This window comes from Streptomyces sp. NPDC048192 (assembly GCF_043202415.1).
In the GTDB taxonomy this organism is placed as follows: Bacteria; Actinomycetota; Actinomycetes; order Streptomycetales; family Streptomycetaceae; genus Streptomyces.
Genome location: NZ_JBIDAL010000017.1, coordinates 78272 through 97443, shown reverse-complemented (window position 1 = coordinate 97443; position 19172 = coordinate 78272). Strand labels below are relative to the sequence as shown.

Annotated in this window: 13 protein-coding genes and 3 pseudogenes; 10 read left to right on the top strand and 6 right to left on the bottom strand. The window is 70.0% G+C overall.

Annotation, left to right across the window (positions count from 1 at the left end; genetic code table 11):
* The first annotated feature begins 47 nt into the window (after positions 1–47).
* The 8 genes from ACGFZN_RS31530 (at position 48) to ACGFZN_RS31495 (ending at position 10608) form a co-directional block, all read left to right on the top strand.
* The gene (locus ACGFZN_RS31530; RefSeq protein ID WP_393861848.1) at positions 48–1466 is read left to right on the top strand and encodes an MFS transporter; all 1419 of its coding nucleotides are present in this window, start codon (positions 48–50) and stop codon (positions 1464–1466) included.
* Between the two features lie 1249 nt (positions 1467–2715).
* Positions 2716–3573 carry an ABC transporter substrate-binding protein gene (locus ACGFZN_RS31525; protein ID WP_393861847.1) on the top strand — a complete coding sequence of 286 codons (858 nt, stop codon included), beginning with the start codon at positions 2716–2718 and terminating at the stop codon, positions 3571–3573.
* Positions 3570–4319 carry an amino acid ABC transporter permease gene (locus ACGFZN_RS31520; RefSeq protein WP_393861846.1) on the top strand — a complete coding sequence of 250 codons (750 nt, stop codon included), beginning with the start codon at positions 3570–3572 and terminating at the stop codon, positions 4317–4319. Before ACGFZN_RS31525 ends, ACGFZN_RS31520 begins: the two co-directional genes overlap by 4 nt.
* Positions 4316–5086 (top strand): amino acid ABC transporter ATP-binding protein, encoded by a 771-nt coding sequence (locus ACGFZN_RS31515; protein WP_393861845.1) that lies wholly within the window; start codon positions 4316–4318, stop codon positions 5084–5086. The genes ACGFZN_RS31520 and ACGFZN_RS31515 overlap by 4 nt, the downstream gene beginning before the upstream one ends.
* 44 nt (positions 5087–5130) lie before the next feature.
* On the top strand, positions 5131–6198 hold the full coding sequence (locus tag ACGFZN_RS31510; protein WP_393861844.1) for a LacI family DNA-binding transcriptional regulator: 1068 nt from the start codon (positions 5131–5133) through the stop codon (positions 6196–6198).
* Positions 6199–6347: 149 nt separating this feature from the next.
* Positions 6348–7472, top strand: a complete 1125-nt coding sequence (locus tag ACGFZN_RS31505; protein ID WP_393861843.1) for an NAD(P)/FAD-dependent oxidoreductase — start codon at positions 6348–6350, stop codon at positions 7470–7472.
* Positions 7473–7502: 30 nt separating this feature from the next.
* Positions 7503–8534 (top strand): Gfo/Idh/MocA family protein, encoded by a 1032-nt coding sequence (locus ACGFZN_RS31500; RefSeq protein ID WP_393861842.1) that lies wholly within the window; start codon positions 7503–7505, stop codon positions 8532–8534.
* Positions 8535–8574: 40 nt separating this feature from the next.
* Positions 8575–10608, top strand: a complete 2034-nt coding sequence (locus tag ACGFZN_RS31495; protein WP_393861841.1) for an NAD(P)-binding protein — start codon at positions 8575–8577, stop codon at positions 10606–10608.
* A gap of 356 nt (positions 10609–10964) precedes the next feature.
* On the opposite strand, the gene ACGFZN_RS31490 is transcribed toward ACGFZN_RS31495, so the two are convergent.
* Positions 10965–11837: an alkaline phosphatase family protein gene (locus ACGFZN_RS31490; RefSeq protein ID WP_393861937.1), complete on the bottom strand. Its 873-nt coding sequence runs from the start codon at positions 11835–11837 to the stop codon at positions 10965–10967.
* A gap of 557 nt (positions 11838–12394) precedes the next feature.
* Here ACGFZN_RS31490 and ACGFZN_RS31485 point away from each other — a divergent pair.
* Positions 12395–12481: pseudogene (locus ACGFZN_RS31485) on the top strand (ketoreductase); the annotation flags it as partial.
* 211 nt (positions 12482–12692) lie between these two features.
* On the opposite strand, the gene ACGFZN_RS31480 reads toward ACGFZN_RS31485, so the two are convergent.
* From ACGFZN_RS31480 to ACGFZN_RS31460, 5 genes and pseudogenes are all read right to left on the bottom strand, one after another.
* Entirely contained in the window at positions 12693–14510 is a 1818-nt protein-coding gene (locus ACGFZN_RS31480; RefSeq protein ID WP_393861840.1) for an FAD-dependent oxidoreductase, read from the bottom strand.
* A 189-nt stretch (positions 14511–14699) separates the two neighbouring features.
* Positions 14700–15466, bottom strand: a pseudogene (locus ACGFZN_RS31475) (PIG-L family deacetylase); the annotation flags it as partial.
* 229 nt (positions 15467–15695) lie between these two features.
* Positions 15696–16235 carry a hypothetical protein gene (locus tag ACGFZN_RS31470; protein ID WP_393861839.1) on the bottom strand — a complete coding sequence of 180 codons (540 nt, stop codon included), beginning with the start codon at positions 16233–16235 and terminating at the stop codon, positions 15696–15698.
* A gap of 563 nt (positions 16236–16798) precedes the next feature.
* Positions 16799–17059 carry an STAS domain-containing protein gene (locus tag ACGFZN_RS31465; RefSeq protein WP_393861838.1) on the bottom strand — a complete coding sequence of 87 codons (261 nt, stop codon included), beginning with the start codon at positions 17057–17059 and terminating at the stop codon, positions 16799–16801.
* 122 nt (positions 17060–17181) lie between these two features.
* Positions 17182–18480 (bottom strand): PP2C family protein-serine/threonine phosphatase, encoded by a 1299-nt coding sequence (locus ACGFZN_RS31460; protein ID WP_393861837.1) that lies wholly within the window; start codon positions 18478–18480, stop codon positions 17182–17184.
* Between the two features lie 161 nt (positions 18481–18641).
* On the opposite strand from ACGFZN_RS31460, the pseudogene ACGFZN_RS31455 reads away from it, so the two are divergent.
* Positions 18642–19023: pseudogene (locus ACGFZN_RS31455) on the top strand (DUF6879 family protein); the annotation flags it as partial.
* Positions 19024–19172 lie beyond the last annotated feature (149 nt).

Here is a 19172-nt window from a genome sequence, read left to right as displayed (position 1 = left end):
GATCCACACGATGCGCGGCCCCAACGGGCGTGGCAAGGGAGTTCAGCATGCCGACACAGGCCTCGTCCACGGCGCCGACCCGCACGGCACAAGACCACGCGTTCTCATGGCGTTTCCTCACGCCGTTGTACGTCGGCTCGGCGCTCAACCCGGTCAACAGCTCGTTGATCGCTACCGCCCTGGTCCCGATCGCGCACGGCATCGGTGTGCCGATCGGGCAGACCGCCACCTTGGTGACGGCACTGTACCTGGCCAGCGCGGTGGCGCAGCCCACGGCCGGGAAGGCCGCAGAGGTCTTCGGGCCTCGCCGCGTCCTGCTCGCCGGGATCGCGGCCGTAGGGGCGGGCGGGCTGGTCGGCGGCGTCGCCCCGGACCTGCTGACCCTGCTGATCAGCCGCATCCTGATCGGCATAGGCACCTCTTGCGCCTACCCGACGGCAATGCTGCTGATCCGTAAGCGTGCCCGCGAAGCGGCCTTGGAGCAGCCGCCGGGCGGGGTGCTCGGCGGCCTCCAGATCGCCGGCGTCGCCACCGCGTCACTGGGCCTGCCCGTGGGCGGTCTCCTGGTCAGCGGCTTCGGCTGGCGAGCCGTCTTCCTCGTCAACGTCCCCATCGCCCTGGTCGCCCTCGCGACCGCTTTGGCCTGGGTCGAGGCCGACGGGCCGCTGAAAGGTTTCCGGCTCCGCGAGGTCGCCTCGCGCCTGGACCTGACGGGAATCGTCGGCTTCGCCGCCGCGATGCTGACCCTGCTGGTCTTCCTCTTCGAACTCCCCAGCGCCCACTGGTGGATCCTGGCGCTCGCGATCGTGCTGTGGGTCGCCGACATCCTGTGGGAGCTGCGAGCAGCCAGTCCCTTCATCGACGTGCGCCTGCTGGCCACTCGCCCAGCGCTGACCAACACCTACGTGCTCTTCGGGCTGGTCATGCTCTGCCAGTACGTCGTGCTCTACGGCGTCACCCAGTGGGTCGAAGCGGTACGTGGCTACAGCGAGTCGGCCTCCGGACTGCTCCTGCTGCCCATGACGCTCGTCTCGGGGGTCGTGATCGCGCTGATCTCGCGCCGGAACATGGTGCGCGGTCCCGTCATCGCTGCCGCCCTGACCGCCCTGGCCGGCTCCGCCGGTGTGCTCCTGCTCGACTCCGGCGTCTGGATCGGCGTCGTCGCCGTCCTCACCCTTGTGTTCGGCGCCTCGACGGGATTCGCCGTCGCCGGCTACCAGACCGCGCTCTACACCCACGCGCCGCAGGAACAACTCGGCACCGCCGCCGGCCTGCTGCGCACTTTCGGGTACGTCGGCTCGATCGCCTCCTCCGCCATCACCGGCATCGTCTTCCACCACCAGGTCAGCGACCACGGCATCCACCTCATCGCCTGGATCATGATCGGCATCAGCCTGGGCCTCACCACCCTCACCCTGGCCGACCGAACCCTGCGAAACCGACCGGACCAGCCGACCGAGACCTGAAGCCGTATCGCCGCGCCAGGTACGGACGAGGCCGCTCCGCGGCCCGACGTCGGGATCAGCCGGTCTCGCATGATGTGACAGCTGACCGCCGGCCCGTGCGAGGTGCCCAGCGCTCATCCCTCTCCGCCCGGCCCGCACCGGCCGGAGCGACCTCACCGAGTGCGGCGACCACCCGGCCCCGACGTGGGGTTGCATCTCCGCCGAGCGATACGGGTGTCCGCGAGGGCAGGTGGGGAAAGGCTCACTTCCTTCGCTCGCCGCCCCGTCCTCGTCACCGGTGCGGCAGGCCTGCTGCTTTGCGGCACCCTGGCCTTTCTCTGCGGCGATCTGCGCCTGGATGCCTCATTGCCGACCGGGTCGGAAGACGGCCCGTACGCATCCGTCGAGCTTCTCCTTGAAGAGGTGGCATCCCTTCGGCCCGTCATCGAGGCACATGCTGTGGGTGGCCAGGTGGGCTGTCTTCGGCTGGCCCCTCTCCAGGCGCCCAGGAGGGGCTGCGAGTCGTTCGGCCTTGGTGGTGAAGGAGAGTCGTGAGGGTCGTTGGGCGCAGGCTCCAGCTTGGTCCGCGCGCGCCTCTCATGCTTCGGACAGGAAGCCCGGGATCACCCCTGCGTCCGCGACCCGCCTCAGTGTCTCCTCTACGCCGTCCAGGACGCGGTAGCGCTCCGAAGTCCTGATGTCGTCCGCCGGCTGCCGCAGGTAGGCGGCCTGCAGCCGGGCCGTTTCGTCGTGGGTCGGGTCGCGCCCGAGTGCGGCTCGGAAGATTGGTTTCCTGGACGAAGGGGATCGGGGCGGAGAGGTCGCAGAGGCCGGCTCCGAGCAGGGGGAAGGCGTCCGTCCCGCTGGTGGCGAGGGGCGCGGTGGCAGGTTCCGGATCCCGTGGATGGTTTCCGGGGCGGTGGCGTGGGGGCTGCTGCCGTGGACCAGTCGGGTGCCGGGTGGGTCTGCGCGGCGTGTCCTGCCGGTTCCACGGCGATGGCTCGGTGCGGCTGAAAAAGCCGAACAGAGGGACTTGACGCCTCACAGGCGCGGTGAGAACGTTCTCTCACCTCGAGTGGGAGAACGTTCTCCGATTCGAGGGAAGGGCGGCGCGCTGCACGCGCGATCACTCAGGTGGTCACGGTCTCGGACGCCGGCCGCTGCCTTCCAGCTCCAGCGACCATGTCATCTCACTGGCACCATCGTCCGTCCCGCGACTCGGAATCGGACGTCAGTCAGCGCACCATGTCCCAGCCTGCTTGGAGGAGCAATGACGAAGTTCGGTTCGGCACGGGGGGTGATCGCCGCGGTGGCTCTGTCACTGCTCACCGCCACCGGCTGCAGTGCCGGTTCGGCGGCCGGTACGGGCGGGTCGTCCGCGACGTCAGCAGGGGTCGCCCACGCGGGAGTCCTGAAGATCGGTACCTCGAACAACATGAAGCCCTACGCGTACGAGGAGAACGGCAAGCTGACCGGCTTCGAGATCGATCTCATCTCGGCAGCCGCGAAGAGGCTCGGGCTTCAGCCGCAGATCGTGTCGCTGGACTTCTCGGGACTGCTGCCCGCGGTCAGCAACCGGCAGTTCGATGTGGCCGCCGCGGCAATCGGCATCACCGCGCCGCGCAAGAAGATGGTCGACTTCTCCGACGGCTACCTCGCCGGCTACTTCGGCGTCCTCACCAGGGCGGAGAGCGGGATCACCTCCGCCGTCGCGAGCGTGAAGGGCAAGCGGATCGCCGTACTGCAGGGCTCCATCGAGGACGCCAACGCCGGCACGTTCCTACCGGGCGCGGACATCGTGAGGTTCCCTGACGACAACTCCGCCGACCTGGCGCTGAAGAACAACCGGGTCGCTGGATTCTTCAACGACTTCGAACCGAACCTCGGCATCGCCAAGAAGTACCCCGACCTGCACCTCAAGCAGCCGATCACCATCCCGGCCACCGCGTTCCCCGCCGGCTGGGCAGTACGCAAGGGCAACACCAAGCTGGCCGGCCGGCTCAACGGCGCGCTCAAGCAGCTGGTGGGTGACGGTACCTGGCTGAAGCTGTACAAGAAGTACTTCCCGCAGGATCCGGTCCCCACCGGCAGCCAGCTGCCCCCGTACACCGCCAAGGGGCAGTCATGAATGCACTCCTGCACAACTTCTTCGACTGGCAGCTGATCGGGCAGGTGCTGCCGGACCTGCTCACCTACGGGCTGCGCAACACGCTGGTCCTCGCGGTGTCCTCCGCGATGCTGGGCAGCGTCATCGGGATGGTGCTGGCGATCACGGGCCTGTCGCACCGCTGGTGGCTGCGTCTGCCCGCCCGGGTCTACACCGACCTCTTCAGAGGTTTGCCTGCGGCACTGACCATCCTGGTCGTCGGCGAGGGCGTTTTCTCCGCGCAGATCAGCTGGCTGACCTCGCCGTACCCGGTGGCCGTCCTGGCCATGAGCCTGATGTCCGGTGCGTACATCGGCGAGATCTTCCGCTCGGGCATCCAGAGCGTGGACAAGGGCCAGGGCGAGGCCTGCCGGGCCCTCGGGCTCACGCACGGCCAGTCGCTGCGCCTGGTAGTGGTGCCGCAGGGCGTGCGCAGGGTCCTGCCGGCGATGGTCAACCAGTTCATCGCCATCATCAAGGACTCCAGCCTGGTGTACTTCCTGGGCCTGGTCACCAGCCAGCGAGAGCTGTTCCGCATCGGGCAGGACGACTCGATGACCACCGGCAACCTCTCCCCGCTGCTGGCCACCGGCCTGTGCTATCTGCTGCTGACGGTGCCGTTGACCCACTTGGTCAACTACATCGACCGGAGGCTGCGTGAGGGCTCCCGCCCGGCCGCGGCGGTCCAGGAGCCGTCCCGCGTCGATCCGAAGGAGGCCCTGGTATGACGACACCGGACGTGACTGTTCCCCTCGACTCGCGGCGCTACGAGGGAACTTCGCTGGAAGCCCGCGATGTGCGGATGCGGTTCGGGCCGGTGGATGTGCTGCGCGGTGCCGACCTGCTCGCCCCGGCCGGCGAGGTGGTGTGCGTCATCGGCCCGTCCGGTTCGGGAAAGTCGACGCTGCTGCGCTGCCTGAACGGGCTGGAGACCCGCTCGTCGGGGCAGATCCTGCTCGGCGGCGAGGACACCTCGACCATGGACGTCAACATGCTGCGGCAGCGGGTGGGCATGGTCTTCCAGCACTTCAACCTGTTCCCCCACAAGACCGCGGAGCAGAACATCACGCTCGCGCTGCGGCATGTGAAGAAGATGCCCCAGCAGGAGGCGGAGGCGATCGCCCGCCGGCGGTTGCGGGACGTGGGCCTGGCCGAGCGCGCGGGACACCGGCCGGCCCAGCTGTCCGGCGGCCAGCAGCAGCGGGTCGCCATCGCGCGGGCGCTGGCCATGGAGCCGCAGGTGATGCTCTTCGACGAGGTCACCAGCGCGCTCGACCCGGAGCTGGTCAAGGGGATCCTCCAGTTGATGGCAGACTTGGCACAAGGCGGCATGACGATGATCGTCGTGACGCACGAGATGGGGTTCGCCCGGAAGGTCGCCGACACGGTGGTGTTCATGGACGCGGGGGTCGTGGTGGAGTCGGGGACGCCCGAACAGATCTTTGACGCGCCCGCGTCGCCGCGGCTGAAGAACTTCCTCTCCCAGGTGCTGTGATGTCGGCTGGTGCAGGAGCCTCGAGCGGGCGCCGGCGTCCCACGGTGGCCGACGTCGCCCGCGAGGCAGGGGTGTCGGTGGCCACGGCCGGCCGGGCGCTGGGCAACTACGGCCGTGTCCGGGCGGACCTGCGCGCCCAGGTACAAGCGGCCGCGGACCGGCTGGGGTACTCGCCCAACGCCGTGGCGCGCAGCATGCGTTCCGGAGGCACGCGCAGCATCGGCTTCGTCGGCGCCGACATCTCCAACCCCTACTTCGCCACCGCGATGCGCGGTCTGTGCGACGTGGCCCGTGAGCAGGGCTACGAGCCGATCCTGGCCAACAGCGACGACCGGCTCGAGGTGGAGCGCGCCGCCGTCAACGTCCTGCTGGACAAGCAGGTCGAGGGGATCGTCGTGGCACCGACCTCGGTCACCGACGTCGCCCACCTCAAGCGGGCGCAGGAACTGGGCGTGCCCGTCGTCCTGCTCGACCGGCCCATCGGTACGCTCGACGCCGACAGCGTGGTGATCGACAACGAGGCGGCCGCCTACGAGGCGGTGTCGCACCTGCTCGCGCTCGGCCACCGCCGCGTCGGTCTGCTGGCCTGCGTCGACCCGGAGGAGAGCCCGGAACTGGTGGCGCGCGGCGGCACCGGGCGGCTGGCGGTGCTGGGCGCGGCCCGTCCGTCCATCGACCGTATCCGAGGCTACCTCGCCGCCGTGGACGACCACGGGGCGACCTCCGCGGCCGAGCTGATCCAGTACACGCCGCTCAGCGACACGGCGCAGGCCCAGCGCCACGCGGAGACCCTGCTGAAGCTGGAGCAGCCGCCCACCGCCGTCTTCGCCACCGACAACGTCACCACGCAGGGCCTTTTCATGGCGGCGCGCCGCTGCGGGCTGACCATCCCCGGCGACCTCTCCCTGGTCGGCTTCGACGACCTGGACTGGACCACGCTCGTCGACCCGCCGCTCACCGTGGTGGCCCAGTCACCGCTGGCCATGGGCCGCGCCGCAGCAGAACGCCTCTTCGAACGGATCAAGGGCGACGACCGCCCCGCCGAGCGGCTCGTGCTGCCGACCGAGCTGATCGTCCGCTCCAGCACCGCCGGGCACGGACAGGGTGCGTAAGCGCCCCGTCTGATTCGCCCCGTCCCACTCCCACTCCACTCCGTCCCCGGCGGGAGCGCCTCCGGCGCACCGCACCCAGCCCGCGGCAGGCGCTGTGCCCACGTGGGTACCACGGCCATGCCTGTCACCGGAACACCGAGAGGTTCTCCATGCGTACTTCCCCTTCCCGCGCCCGTGTCGCCGTCCTGGGCGGTGGCGTCATCGGGGTGGCGACCGCGACGCAGCTCGCCCGCCGCGGAGCCGAGGTCGTCCTGGTCACCGAGGCCGAACTGGCCGACGGGGCATCGGGCCGCTCCCTGTCCTGGCTCAACTCCTTCGGCGGCATGCGCTCGCAGGCCTACCACCAGCTGCGGCTGCTGGGCATCGACCGGTACCGCACGCTCGCCGCCCGCCTTCCGTCCCCCGACTTCCTGAAGTTCGACGGCGGACTGACCTGGGCGGCGCCGGGGGAGGAGTCGCACCGCGTGGCGTTCGAGCACATGCGGCACAACGGCTACGACGCCGTCTGGCTGACCCGCGACGAGGTCGCCCAGTGGACGCCCGGCGTGGACCCGGCTGCGATCCCCGACGAGGGTGCCGTCTTCAACCCCGGCGAGGGCTGGGTCGACCTGGTCGCGCTCGTCCAGCGCCTGGCCGGGCAGTTCACCGCGGCCGGCGGCCGGATCCTCACCGGTGGCGGCGCCGCCGATGTAGTGGTCGAGAGCGGCCGGGCGGTCGCCGTGCGCACGGGCGCCGGGGAGCGGATCGACGCCGACGCGGTCCTGCTGGCGACGGGCGCCGACGTGCCGCGCATGGTGCGCCAGTACGGGGTGGAGATCCCGGACGCGACACCGCAGGCGCTGCTCGTGCGCACCAAGGCGGTCGACACCGCCCTGCGCGCCACCCTCAACACCCCGCGTGTGGCGCTGCGCCCCGCACCGGGCGGGACGCTGGTGATGGACTCCGACGCCTCGGCGGCCGAGGTCATCGCGCACGCGGACGGCAGCTACGAGGTCAAGGACTCCACCGTCGAGCAGCTGCTGCGTGAGGCGTCGGCCGTGCTGGCCGGCCATCCGCAGCTGGAGCTGGACTCCTACGGCGTGGGCCGCAAACCCATCCCCGGCGACGGCGAGCCGGTCTTCGGCGAGCTCGACGTGGTGCCGGGCCTGTTCGTGGCCTTCACCCACAGCGGCGCGACCCTCGCCCTGATCGCCGGAGAACTGCTGGCCGACGAGATGACGACCGGCGAGCGCAGCCCGCTGCTCGAGGCGTTCCGGCCCAGCCGCTTCCGCTGACCACCGGCCACCACGACCAAGGGATCACGCATGACCACGCCCGTACGCATCGGACTGGCCGGTTACGGCTTCGGAGGTCGCTTCTTCCACGGGCCGCTGCTCGCCTCCGCACACGAGTGCGAGTTCCTCGGGGTGGTCACCACCTCGCCCGAGCGTCGTGCACAGGTCGCCCGCGACCTGGACCGGCCGATCTTCGCCTCGCTCGAGGAGCTGGCCCGGGCCGGTGCCGAGGCGGTCGCCGTCTCCACGCCGGCGGCCACCCACATGGCGCTGGCGCAGGAGGCGATGAACCTGGGCCTGGCGGTGGTCTGCGACAAGCCGTTCGCGCTCGACGCGGCCTCCGCACGGGAGACCGCCGAACTGGCGGACCGGCTGGGGCTGACGCTGACGGTCTATCAGAACCGGCGCTGGGACTCCGACTTCCTGACGCTGAGACGCCTCGTCGACCAGGGCAGGCTCGGCACGCTGACCCGGTTGGAGTCGCGGTTCGAACGGTTCGATCCCGAGCCGGGCCCGCCCGCCGCCGGTGGCGGCACCCTGCTCGACTTCGGCAGCCACCTGGTCGACCAGGCGCTGGTGCTGTCCGGGCCGGTGGAGCGGGTGTACGCGGAGACGCGCCACCGTCGCGGCGCGGGCCGGCTCGACGAAGACGTCTTCGTCGCGCTGACGCACCGAAGCGGCGTGCGGTCGCACCTGTGGGGCAGCTGGCGGCAGGGCGCCCCGGGGCCGCGCTTCCGGGCGACCGGCACCTCGGGGACCTTCCTCGTCGACGGCATGGACGGGCAGGAGGCGCTGCTGACCGCCGGTGCGTCCCCGGCATCCGAGGGCGAGCGCTGGGGGGTCGAGCCCGAGAACCGCTGGGGACACGTGCTGCGCGGAGCGTACGCAGAGCCCGTACCGTCCGCCCGCGGCGCCTGGGACCTGTTCTACCCCGCCTTCGCCGCCGCGGTCCGCGGCACCGGCCCGGTGCCGGTCGACCCATGGGACGCGGTCGAAACCGCCACCGTCCTGGACGCCGCCCGCGCCGCCGCGCACAGCGGCCGGACCATAAGCCTGTCCTGACCCCGCACCAACCTCTCGACCCGGCGAAGGAGCCCCGACCGTGCGTGTGAACGACCCCGTCCTGCAGCCATTGCGGATCAACAACCTGGTCCTGAAGAACCGGATCTACAGCACCGGGCACGCACCCTCCGGCTATCTGCAGGGCGGAGCGCCGGGCCTGCGGTACGAGCTGTACCACGAGGAGAAGGCCAAGGGCGGGATCGCCCTGACGATCATCGGAGGGTCGAGCAACGTCGCGGCGGACTCCGCGAACGTCTTCGACCAGATCGACGCCGGGGACGACGCCGTCCTGCCGTTCTACCGCTCCATCACCGAGCGTCTGCACCGGCACGGCACGGCCGTCATGATCCAGCTGACCCACCTGGGCCGCCGGTCGAAGTGGGACACCGACCGATGGCTGCCCGCCCTCGGCCCGTCCCCGGTGCGCGAGCGGGCGCACCGCAGCTTCCCCAAGGAGATCGAGCTCTACGACATCCACAGAATCGTCGAGGCCTACGGTGCGGCCGCGCGCAGGGCACGGGAGGGCGGCCTGGACGGCATCGAGATCGCCGCCATGGCCGGCCACCTGATCGACCAGTTCTGGTCGCCGCGCACCAACCACCGCACCGACGAGTTCGGCGGCAGCCTGGAAAACCGGCTGCGCTTCGGCCACATGGTGCTCGAAGAGGTCCGCAGACAGGTCGGCGACGACTTCGTCGTCGGCATGCGCGTCCCCGGAGACGAAGGCGTGGCCGACGGCCTCACACCCGCCGACTGCGTCGACATCTCGACCGCGATGGCCGGCACCGGCAAAATCGACTTCCTGTCCGTCATCTACGGCTCTGGCAACACCGACCGCGAACTGGCCGACGTCATCCCGGTGTTCGGCCGACCTCTAGGCGCCCGCCTCCCGGCGGCGGCAGCGATCCGCAAGGAGGTCGGCATCCCGGTCTTCCACGCCGGCCGGATCGCCGACCTGCCCACCGCCCGGCACGCCCTCGACGGCGGCTACGCCGACATGATCGGCATGACCCGGGCGCACATCGCCGACCCGCACATCCTCGCCAAACTGCTCGCCGGCCAGGAGGAGCGCATCCGCCCTTGCGTCGGCGCCACCTACTGCGCTTCCCGCGTGGAGACGTTCTGCCTGCACAACCCCGCGACCGGCCGGGAAGCGGTGATCCCGCAACTGGTCACCCGGGCAGAGGTCACCAAGCGCGTGGTCGTCGTCGGCGGCGGCCCGGCGGGGCTCGAGGCCGCCCGTGTCTGCGCGGCACGCGGACACCAGGTCACCCTGCTGGAGGCCGCCGACCGGCTCGGCGGGCAGGTCCTGCTCGCCGCCCGGACGCCACGGCACGCCGAGAAGGCCGGCATCGTCCACTGGCTGGCCCGGGAGATCGAGCACCTGGGAGTGACCGTCCGACGGGGGTGCCTCGCCGAGCCCGCCGACGTCCTGGCCCTGCGGCCCCACGTCGTGGTGGTCGCCACCGGCGGCCTGCCGAACACTGCCGTGGGCCAGAGCGGGGAGGAACTGGTCGACTCGACCTGGGACGTACTCGGCCGCACCCCCCGGCCCGGCCACCGGGTCCTGGTCTTCGACGACCACGGCGGCGAGCAGGCGCTGACCGCCGCCGAGCGCCTGGCCACCGCCGGCGTGGCGGTGGAGCTCGTCACCCCCGACCGGACGGTCGGAGCCGACGTCACCGGCACCCTCTACCCGGACTATCTACGCGTCCTGTACGCGCATGGCGCAGTGCTGACTCCCGACCATGTGCTGCGCGCGGTACGACGCGAGTCAGGTGCCCTGGTGGCCACGTTGGCCAACGCCTACACCGACGCGGTGACCGAGCGCGTGGTCGACCAGGTCGTCGTCGAACACGGGACCACCCCCGCCGACGACCTGTACCACCGATTGCGGGCGGGTTCCCGCAACCTCGGCGAGACCGATCCGACCGCGCTCGTCGAGAGCCGGCCACAGGACCGGGCGGCCAACCAGCACGGCACCTATCAGCTGTTCCGAATCGGTGACGCGGTCGCCCACCGCAACGTCCATGCGGCACTGCTCGACGCCCGGCGACTGTGCATGGCCATGTGACGGTCCAGTCCTGATCACCTCGAGGCGGCCGGGCTCCGCGGGCGGCGACGGTCGACTGGACCGGCGACACGCCCTGACCGGCTGAGGGCGGCACGGCCGGGCAGCCGCCGGCAGTTGGGCGCCGAACGCCGGGTGTGTTCATCCGGGCCTCCGCGTCGACCCGCTCCCTGGATCAGGCTCCCCGCTCCAGTCCGGCGCATCCGAACCGTGCCGGTCACACGCCGTCCTGCTCAGCATCATGTCGCCCCCGGCTTCTCCTGGTACGTCGGGGCCGCCACCTCCTGCGAGGCGGCGGCCCCGACGCCGATTCACCACTGTGGCCGGTTACGTGCGGAGCAGTTGACGCCCGACGACGTTCAGTTCCAGATGCCGGTGATGTCGGATGCGTTGGCCGCGGCCCCTGCGTGGGTGGTCAGGCCGGCCAGGTCCTCGATGGTGCGCAGGGTGTCGTAGTGGTTGTAGCGGTTCGAGGTGGAGCTACCCGGCGCCACGTGCGCACCGTAGAACACGGTGGCGATGTGGTTGCCGTGTGCACTGTCGTCCTCGTCGAAGGTGACGGCCAGGATGCTGTTGTGTGCCTTGGCCCAGGTGGCGTAGGCGCCGAGGTTGTTCTGCAGCCAGGTGTCACCTGTGCTGATGGAACAGTCGTGCATGTCGTTGCACAGGTTCGGGATGACGAACGAGACCTTGGGCAGGGTCGTGTAGTCCGTCGGGAACTGGGTGAAGGTGTGCGCCGTGTTCAGCGGGACGTTGTTGAAGGCGAACCACGGGTTGTGCTTCCGGGCGTATTGGGTGGCGGAGTTGGTGCACACAGTGGAGCCCTGGGAGGGCAGGCCCTCGTTGTAGCTGCCCCACGTCTTGCCGGCGGCGATGAGCTCGGAGCCGAGGTTCGCCGCGCTGCTGAACTGCGGTGTGTAGCAGTTGTCGTTGGTGATGCCCTGGTTGTTGCCGGAGAACAAGTCCAGGTAGTTCGGCTGGCTGGGGTGGGTGATGGCGTACGACTGGGTGAGGTTGCCGCCGCCGGCCACCAGAGTGTTGTTGAGGTACGGGGCGCTCGTGCTGCCGATGACCTGCTCGTAGGAGTGGTTCTCGAAGACTGCCACGACCACGTGGTCGGGGGCGGGGAGAGCGGCGGCCTGCGCAGCCGGGGCAGCGGCCCACAATCCGATCAGGGCGCCGGGGAGGGCGGCGAGGGAAAGCGCCCGGCTCGAGCGCTTCTTGCGGGACAGCAAGGACACGGTGGACCTCCTGTGGGAGCGGTTGGAACAGCACTCGGGGGTTGTCTGCTGCTCAGGCGGTCGTCTTTGCTTCGGGCAGTAGGAGACTAGGAGGCCTCTCCCGAGGTCTTCAGCTTTTCTGAGATGACGGCCCGCCAAACAGTTGTCGTCAGCCGCTGAGTGACACCGTGCACTGCGTTCATCCGTCAAGGGATTCCGAGAAGTCATCGATATCTGTGGATCTCTGGTGCCGCTCTCGCCTTGATCAGTTGCGTCGGAGCAGTCGTGCAGCGGTATGAGCCGGAGTCTCGTCGGTGGTGTGAACCGCCCGTTACGCGACCAGCTGAGTGCCGAGGTGAGACCTGGTCGGGGTGGTGCAGCGTGCCGTCCGGGTTCGCACTCAGGTCGATCAGGAGACCGCGGTCGGCCGGCCGGCGTTTCGGTGAGAAGACGAGCAGGGTACGCGTCGCCGGACCCTCGGGCGGACCGGGTGGTGATTTGTGATGGAGTGCGTGTCAGAACGTCAAACGCGTGCCTGAGGCACCCTCGTCCGCGGCGAGAAGGTCGCGATCGTCGTCGGTGGCGGATCCGGAATCGGCGCTGCCTGTGTACGGGAGTTCGCCGCGACCGGCTACCGGGTGGTCGCGATGTCGCCGTCGGGCCGGGCCCGCGCCCTGGCCGAGTCGCGGTTCGCTGTGCCTGCTCGTGGTGTTGAAGTCGGCGACCGTCGACCAGTTCCGGCGGATCGCAGCCCCGCAGCTGGCCTACCGCACACCAAGCCGTTGCCCCGCGCCATAACCATGGGTGCGGGGCAACCACGTGATGCTCCGCCTCCGGCCGCCGACACGGAGCAGCGGCCTTTTCGGCTCAGCCCAGGTCGAAGGTGTTGGGCAGACCCAGCCTGTAGCGTGCTTCGTCGATCCGCTTCAGCGGTTCCATCTCCGGCGGCCGGTACAGCTCCCACACACGGCACCGCTCGGCGTCCGAACGGTCCGCATCGAGCAGGGCGTTGACGGCTCGCCGCGCGGACTCGTTGGCGCCTTCCATGGTCGCGAGGTCGACGTCGGTGCGGACGTAGTCGCCTGCGAGGAAGAAATTGGGGATTGCCGTCCGGGCTGAGGGACGATGGTAGAGCGTTCCTGTCGGGTGGATGAGCAGTTGTTCGCGGTTCTGCGCGTTCGGGCCGCCGAGGCCTGTCACCGCCGGGTCCATGAACCAGCCGAGGCGGTCCTCGTCCCTGAGGGTCGTCTTGCCCGCGTCGTTCAGCCCGTCCTTCAGCTGCGCCCACAGCTCGGCGACGATCTCGTCCTTGGTGCACTCCTTGGCCGTCTTGCCGTACAGAAGGCCGGGTTTGTCCCACTCCGAGATGATCGCGGACAAGCAGTCGTGGGCTCGCCCGTCTCCGTAGTCGCGGGAGAAGTCCCGTACGTTCCAGAACTGCGCCTGGCCGATGGCCGTCACCGACCAGGGTGAGTCGAGGCAGTTGATGTGGCCGTGCACGACGGGCGTGGGCGTGCGCAGGTAGAACATCACGCCGGTCATCCAGTCCGTCTTCAGCGCGTCGCACCGTCCGAGCTGCGGGTCGGCGGCGCGCAGAGCCTTGCCCCAGGTGGCGCGGGCGTGTTCAACGGGCATTGCGGAGATGTAGTGGTCCGCGGTGATCGTGCGTTCGTGGCCGCCGTCGCGGGCCGCGACGCGGACGCCGGTCACCCGCCGGCCCTCGTAGCCGACCTCCAACACCTGCGTGCCGGTCACGAAGTCGACGCCGAGCGAGCGCAGATGCGCCTCCCAGGGGTTGATCCAGGCCTCGCTGGTCGGGGCGTTCAGGACGCGGTCGATGTCGGCGTCACCGTCCATCCCGCGGCCGAGCAGGCCCCACAGGATGAGGGCCTCGATGATGACGCGGCCGACCGTTCTGGTCGAGGCCACCTCGGCGCGGGTGGCGACGAGATTGCGGGTCTGTCCGATGCCCAGGAGCGTCTGGTATTCCCTGCTCATCTCTCCGGCGCGGATGAAGTCCCACCAGGCGACCTTCTCCCATTGGCCCTCGCGGCGGGCGTCGCAACTGGTGAGGTGGACAAGGAGACGGTCGGCGAAGTAGGCGGCCTCGTGAGCGGGCAGCCGGGTGCCCACGTCCAGGACGGACAGGATCTGGTCGCGGAGCCAGGACGCGGTGATGTCGCCGGGTGCGGGCGGGGTCGTGAGCCGGCGCAACGGGAAGTGCAGGTCGGGGCGTCCGGAGCTGCGGGCGAACAGCTCCTCGGTGGCGTTGCGGAGGTTGCCGTGGACGCCGTCTGCGTTGCCGGGGAAGGGGATGCGCCGCATCGTGTCCGGCAGGTTCCGGTAGAAGCCGGGGAAGAAGCGGAAGCCGTGCTCGCCGGGCAGGGGCTTGCGGCCCCCGGAGGCCGTGCCGGGCACGTCCATCGAGCGGGCCTTGCCGCCAAGGGTGTCGTAGTACTCGTAGACGGTGACGGCGTAGCCGCGTTCGGCGAGTTCGTGAGCGGCGCTGAGCCCGGACACGCCGCCGCCGAGGACGGCGACGCGCCGACGGGAGGGAGTGGCCGCTGCTGCCCGCGCTGCGGGCCCTAACGCGGTCGCGCCGACCGCGCCGCCGGCGGTCGTGAGGAAACGTCTGCGGGAATGTCTGACGGTCGGACGGGACTCCTGCACGTGTTCTGCTGCCATGCTTCCGGGAGGTTAGGGAGGCTCTCCGAAGCCCGGAAGACTGTTTGCCGGCCTCCACAGCATCCTCACCAACACCGGGGCAATGCCACGCGTTTTCGTGCACGCCGGCTCGTCGTCTTGTATCCGCTGTCCGCTCGGGGCCCCGCGCGGCTCGGTGCGACTGATCACCGAAGTCGGCGTCAGCGCAGTCCCGGCGAAGAGGTCGTTCTCGGGCACGGCCGCGCCGGTGCTGTCGTGGACGTGTACGAAGCTCTCGACACCCATCAGTTCGGTGAATTTCTTCTGGCCCATCTTGAGGAAGAAGATGTTCTCGCCCTGACGGGCGTGCGCGGCCAGCGCATCGAACTTCTGACCGCCGAACGCGGTGGTGTCCACCCAGGTGGTGATCTCCTCGTCGGGGAGCCCCATCTCGGCCTTCGCGGCGGCCTCCGCGGGATCCGGCTCCTGCCAGCACGCACCGAACTCCCGCCACCTTCGATGCCGACTCGGTCATCGCCAGCGCCGCCATCGTAATGCGGTGCGCCTGGATGTGGTCGGGGTGGCCGTAGAAGCCGTTCTCGTCGTAGGTGACGACCACGTCGGGCCGGTAGCGGCGCATGAGTTCCACGAGCCGGGCGGCACCTTCCTCCACGGGTGTCCGCCAGAAGGAACCGGGAAGTTCGTTGGTCGGCCAGCCCATCATCCCGGAGTCGGCGTAGTCCAGGGTCTCCAGGTGACTGACACCCAGAATGGCGCAGCTCGACTCGAGTGCCTGCCTCCGCATCGCGGCGACGGCCGCCGGGGCGTGCCCGGGATCGCCCGGCTTGACACCTCTCCCCGGGTCCGTCACCGCACCTGCCGGCGGTACACGTCACGAGGACCGTGCGGACGCCTTCCGCCGCGTACCGCGCGAGGACGCCTTTCGCGGGCACTGCGGTCTCATCCGACCAGCTGATGCGGGCACCAATCGGTCTCAAAGCCGGAAGATCGGCTGTGAGCCGGCGATCATAGCGTGTGGGCTGAAGGATTCACGGTGCCTGCATCGCGCAGTGACCGGTCAATCGCAGAATCCAGAGACAGATCGCGAACCAGGACGCGAGCCGGCCACCGACACGCCAGGCGGCCGGGCGCACCGGCCGGTCCACGGGGCCTGGCGGGCAGCGACCCCGGCCTTCCCCGCCGGGACGCTGTTCGGACACCGCGTGGTCAGGTGTGGTGCTCGGAGGCTTTCGCAACCTGCTTGAGCGCGGACGCCGTGACAGGGTCTCCGACCTTCGCGGGTTGCTCGTGCGTGTGGCGACCGGGATCTTCATGGTGAAGATGGGACGGCGCCAGCCGGTCGCCGGGACCATAGTGCTCGGTGTCGGTGGTTTCCGAGGGGGTGGTGCTGCGGTCCGCCATAGCGGGCCGTGCCCCGGTCTCCGCCATGTGGCCCTGTGGGCTTGCGGCCGCGTGGTCCTCGGCTGTCTCGGTTCGTGCCTGTTCTGGGGTTCGCGGCTGGGTGAGCCATGCGACAGCCGCACCGGTGACTGCCAGGGGCCATTCCACCACCCCGGCGACGCCGAGCACCCCGGCCCCGGTGTAGACCGCCATCCGGCGGCCGCGCGGAGAGATAGCTCCGATCCAGTCCAGTGCGCTGTCGGCGGCCTTGTTCACCAGCCCGGCTCCGGGCAAGCGACTGAGCACCGAGCCGACGGCCTGCAACGGCTGACGAAGATCCGATGAACCCGCTTCGACCTGGCTCATATCGAGCTCCCTCCGCGCGTCTGGCAGAGTTGCCGGTTTCGGAGTTCCCCAATATCACGTCGTCAAGCCGTCTGGGGCAGTGGCCGGGTCGCCCTTCCCGTCGCCGCCGCCCCGCGCATCCTGCCCGTCAAAGGCGGACTCCCCTGTACGCCGGCCTCGGCGCCCTCGCCCTTGCGTGGGTACTCGAGTGGCCTGTTGCTGCCGGAATCGGGATCGGTTACGCCGTACTTCGCCGAGGGGGAGACCTTCCGCCCTCGTCAGCGCATCAGGCGCCGGCGCACACCGTCAGGCTCGACGAACCCGCAGCCTCGGAATCCGAAGCCGGCGCGAGCCGACGAGCCCTCTCCGAGCGAGGTCAGCGTCGGGCCGGGCGGAAGGCGGTGACGGCGGTCCTGCCGCTGACCTCAGACCCGGTGGCCGATCGGTTTGAGGGGAGACGGGGGAACAGGAACACACGCGGTGTCATCAGGAGTCGTTGCCGACCGGCGTGCCCCTCTCGGCTTCGGTGACCGTTTCGTACACCCGCAGCAGGGTGTCTACGCCGGTTGTGTCCAGCATGTGCATCAGAGGCGGCGGGAAACTGGCCAGAACCAGCGTGGCACCGTTTTCTCGGTCCGCTGCCAGGCCCACACCGGCACGTTCAGAGCGGCGGAATCGCAGAACGAGACCGTGGACAGGTCCAGCACCACATTCCGCTGGCTCTCGGGGCTCTCGTCCAGCAGACGGTTGCGGAGGAACGGGGCGGTCTCATGGTCCAGGGTCCCGTGGACCCGCACGGTCAGGCGCCTGCTCGCTACTGCCACCTCGACTGAGGACGCAGTCATCACGTCTCCCGGTCGCCTCGTCGGGAGACGCGACCGGTTGTCAGCGAGCCTACCGAAGTCCGCCTGCGCCGTATGCCGTGGCTGCGGCCGTGAGCGCGGCAACCGCCGCGACGTGGAGGAGATCATCGTTCGCCTGCGGCGGGGATGCGTACGGCGAGGACAGCGACGTCGTCGGTACTGTCGGAGGCCAGGCCGGTGAGGAGTTCGTCGCAAAAGGTGTCGGGGTCTTCGCGGGCGAGTGCGGCGGCGTGCTGGCGCAGCCGGGTCATGCTCTGGTCGAGGCCTTCGCCGCGTCGTTCGATGAGGCCGTCGGTGTAGAGCAGGACGGTGGATTTCGGCGGCAGTGGTTCGGTGGCGCTGGAGCGTGGCAGGTGGGTGCTGACGCCGAGCAGGAGGCTGTGGCCGCCGTTGAGGTAGTGGGTGTCGCCCTGGTCGGTGACGAGCAGGGGCGGCAGGTGGCCGGCGCTGGCGTAGGTGAGCTGCCAGGGGCCGCCTTCGGGACCGTTGATGATCGCGTACACGCAGGAGGCCGTCGCCCCGGGATACAGCGTGTGCTGCGCCAGATCGAGGCGCCGCAGGATGGCTCCGGGGGGTTCCTGACGGTCGCAGGCGATGCCGCGGAGCATGTTGCGCAACTGGCTCATGGTCACCGCGGCTTTCAGATCGTGCCCGGTGACGTCGCCGATGATCAGGGTGGTGTCGCCGGTGGGCAGCAGGAAGCTGTCGTACCAGTCGCCGCCGACCTCGGCGGTGGCGTGGGAGGGGGCGTAACGGGCGGCCATCTTCAGGTGGTCGACGTGCGGCAGCGCGGGCAGCAGGGAGCGCTGCAGGCGTTCGGCGATGCGCTCGGTCTGCGCGTGCAGGCGGGCGTTGTCCACGGCCAGCCCGACGCGGTGCGCGATGTCCTCCACCAGGGGCAGATCCTCGCTGCCCAGGGCCGGATGGGGGCCGAAGCGGCTGATGGTGATCGCGCCGAGCACCTCCCGCCGGGCCCGCAGCGGCGCCAGCACCACGCTGTTGGCCTGCTGCGAGGCGAAGACCTGCGCCGGCTGCGCATCCCACGCATCCGTACCGGCCGAGAGATCCAAACTGTCGCCCGTCAGCAGCAGCGGGCCGGCTCCGCGTAGCACCCGTGCGAACGGCCCGCTGGCCGTCTCCGGCAGCGCAGGCAGACCGCGCATCTCCTGAGCGGACAAAGAGCCGGCGTCCTTGCGGGTGACACAGATCCGCTCCATCCGGCCGCCTTCGGACAGCAGGTCGACAGCACACCAGTCGCCCAGACGGTGTGCCACGATCCGGCATACCCGGTGCAGCCCCTCGAAGGCGTCCAGAGTGCCGGCCAGCGCCGTGTTGATGTCGGCAAGAACCGTCAGCCGGTCCAGGGCCCGCTGGAGGACTTCATCCACGTCGTATTCGTCCACAACCCACACCTTCCCCAAGACGGTGATCTCGGCCGGCCGCTCTGCAGGAACCGACCGTCTGCCACCTGTGGGACCTCCAGGGCCGGTTTCCAACCTCGGGGGACACACGTGCCGTTGCGTACACGCCGCGATGCCTAGGGTGGTCGTTTCCGGGTACCGGCCCGGCAGACCGCGCCTCATGGTGGCGCCCGTGGCTCACCCTCATCCAGGACACCGTAGGCCGCGGTGTCGCGGTGCGCCGAGCCCGCAATCGTCTCGGAGCCGGTCAGCGAGTACACCCGCTTCCTCTACGACGGCACCTTCACCAACATCGCCGCGGGCGAGCACGTGCCCTGGCCGCCCCGCCGGCAGGCCTCGGCCATCGCACTGCCCGGCAACGACTGCTGGCTCATCGACGTCCGCCTGATCCGATGGAACCACTTCACCGGCGAAGGAGTCTCGGCGGGCGGCGAGGTCAGCGAGGACCCGGCCGCCGTGAAGCTGTGCGCCGACGCGTTCGAAGCGGTGTGGGCGCGCGCGATCCCGCACGACCAGTACACGATCAGCTGGCCCGGAAGGCGCACGGCCGGCTCATGCCCATCTCCCCGTCCTCGTCGGCGCGGGCCGCACGCGAAGCCGTCGCGCAGCGCCAGAACGCCGGGCCGACGCCGGGATCACCGGCGCCCGCCCTGTGCCGGCGTCCGCACGACGAC

What these genes read in the sequence shown, in the direction of transcription:
- ACGFZN_RS31470 (WP_393861839.1), bottom strand. Translation starts at nt 16,235, where the DNA reads ATGAGCCAGGTCGAAGCGGGTTCATCGGATCTTCGTCAGCCGTTGCAG.
- ACGFZN_RS31530 (WP_393861848.1), top strand. Translation starts at nt 48, where the DNA reads ATGCCGACACAGGCCTCGTCCACGGCGCCGACCCGCACGGCACAAGAC.
- ACGFZN_RS31520 (WP_393861846.1), top strand. Translation starts at nt 3,570, where the DNA reads ATGAATGCACTCCTGCACAACTTCTTCGACTGGCAGCTGATCGGGCAG.
- ACGFZN_RS31515 (WP_393861845.1), top strand. Translation starts at nt 4,316, where the DNA reads ATGACGACACCGGACGTGACTGTTCCCCTCGACTCGCGGCGCTACGAG.
- ACGFZN_RS31465 (WP_393861838.1), bottom strand. Translation starts at nt 17,059, where the DNA reads ATGACTGCGTCCTCAGTCGAGGTGGCAGTAGCGAGCAGGCGCCTGACC.
- ACGFZN_RS31480 (WP_393861840.1), bottom strand. Translation starts at nt 14,510, where the DNA reads ATGGCAGCAGAACACGTGCAGGAGTCCCGTCCGACCGTCAGACATTCC.
- ACGFZN_RS31525 (WP_393861847.1), top strand. Translation starts at nt 2,716, where the DNA reads ATGACGAAGTTCGGTTCGGCACGGGGGGTGATCGCCGCGGTGGCTCTG.
- ACGFZN_RS31505 (WP_393861843.1), top strand. Translation starts at nt 6,348, where the DNA reads ATGCGTACTTCCCCTTCCCGCGCCCGTGTCGCCGTCCTGGGCGGTGGC.
- ACGFZN_RS31500 (WP_393861842.1), top strand. Translation starts at nt 7,503, where the DNA reads ATGACCACGCCCGTACGCATCGGACTGGCCGGTTACGGCTTCGGAGGT.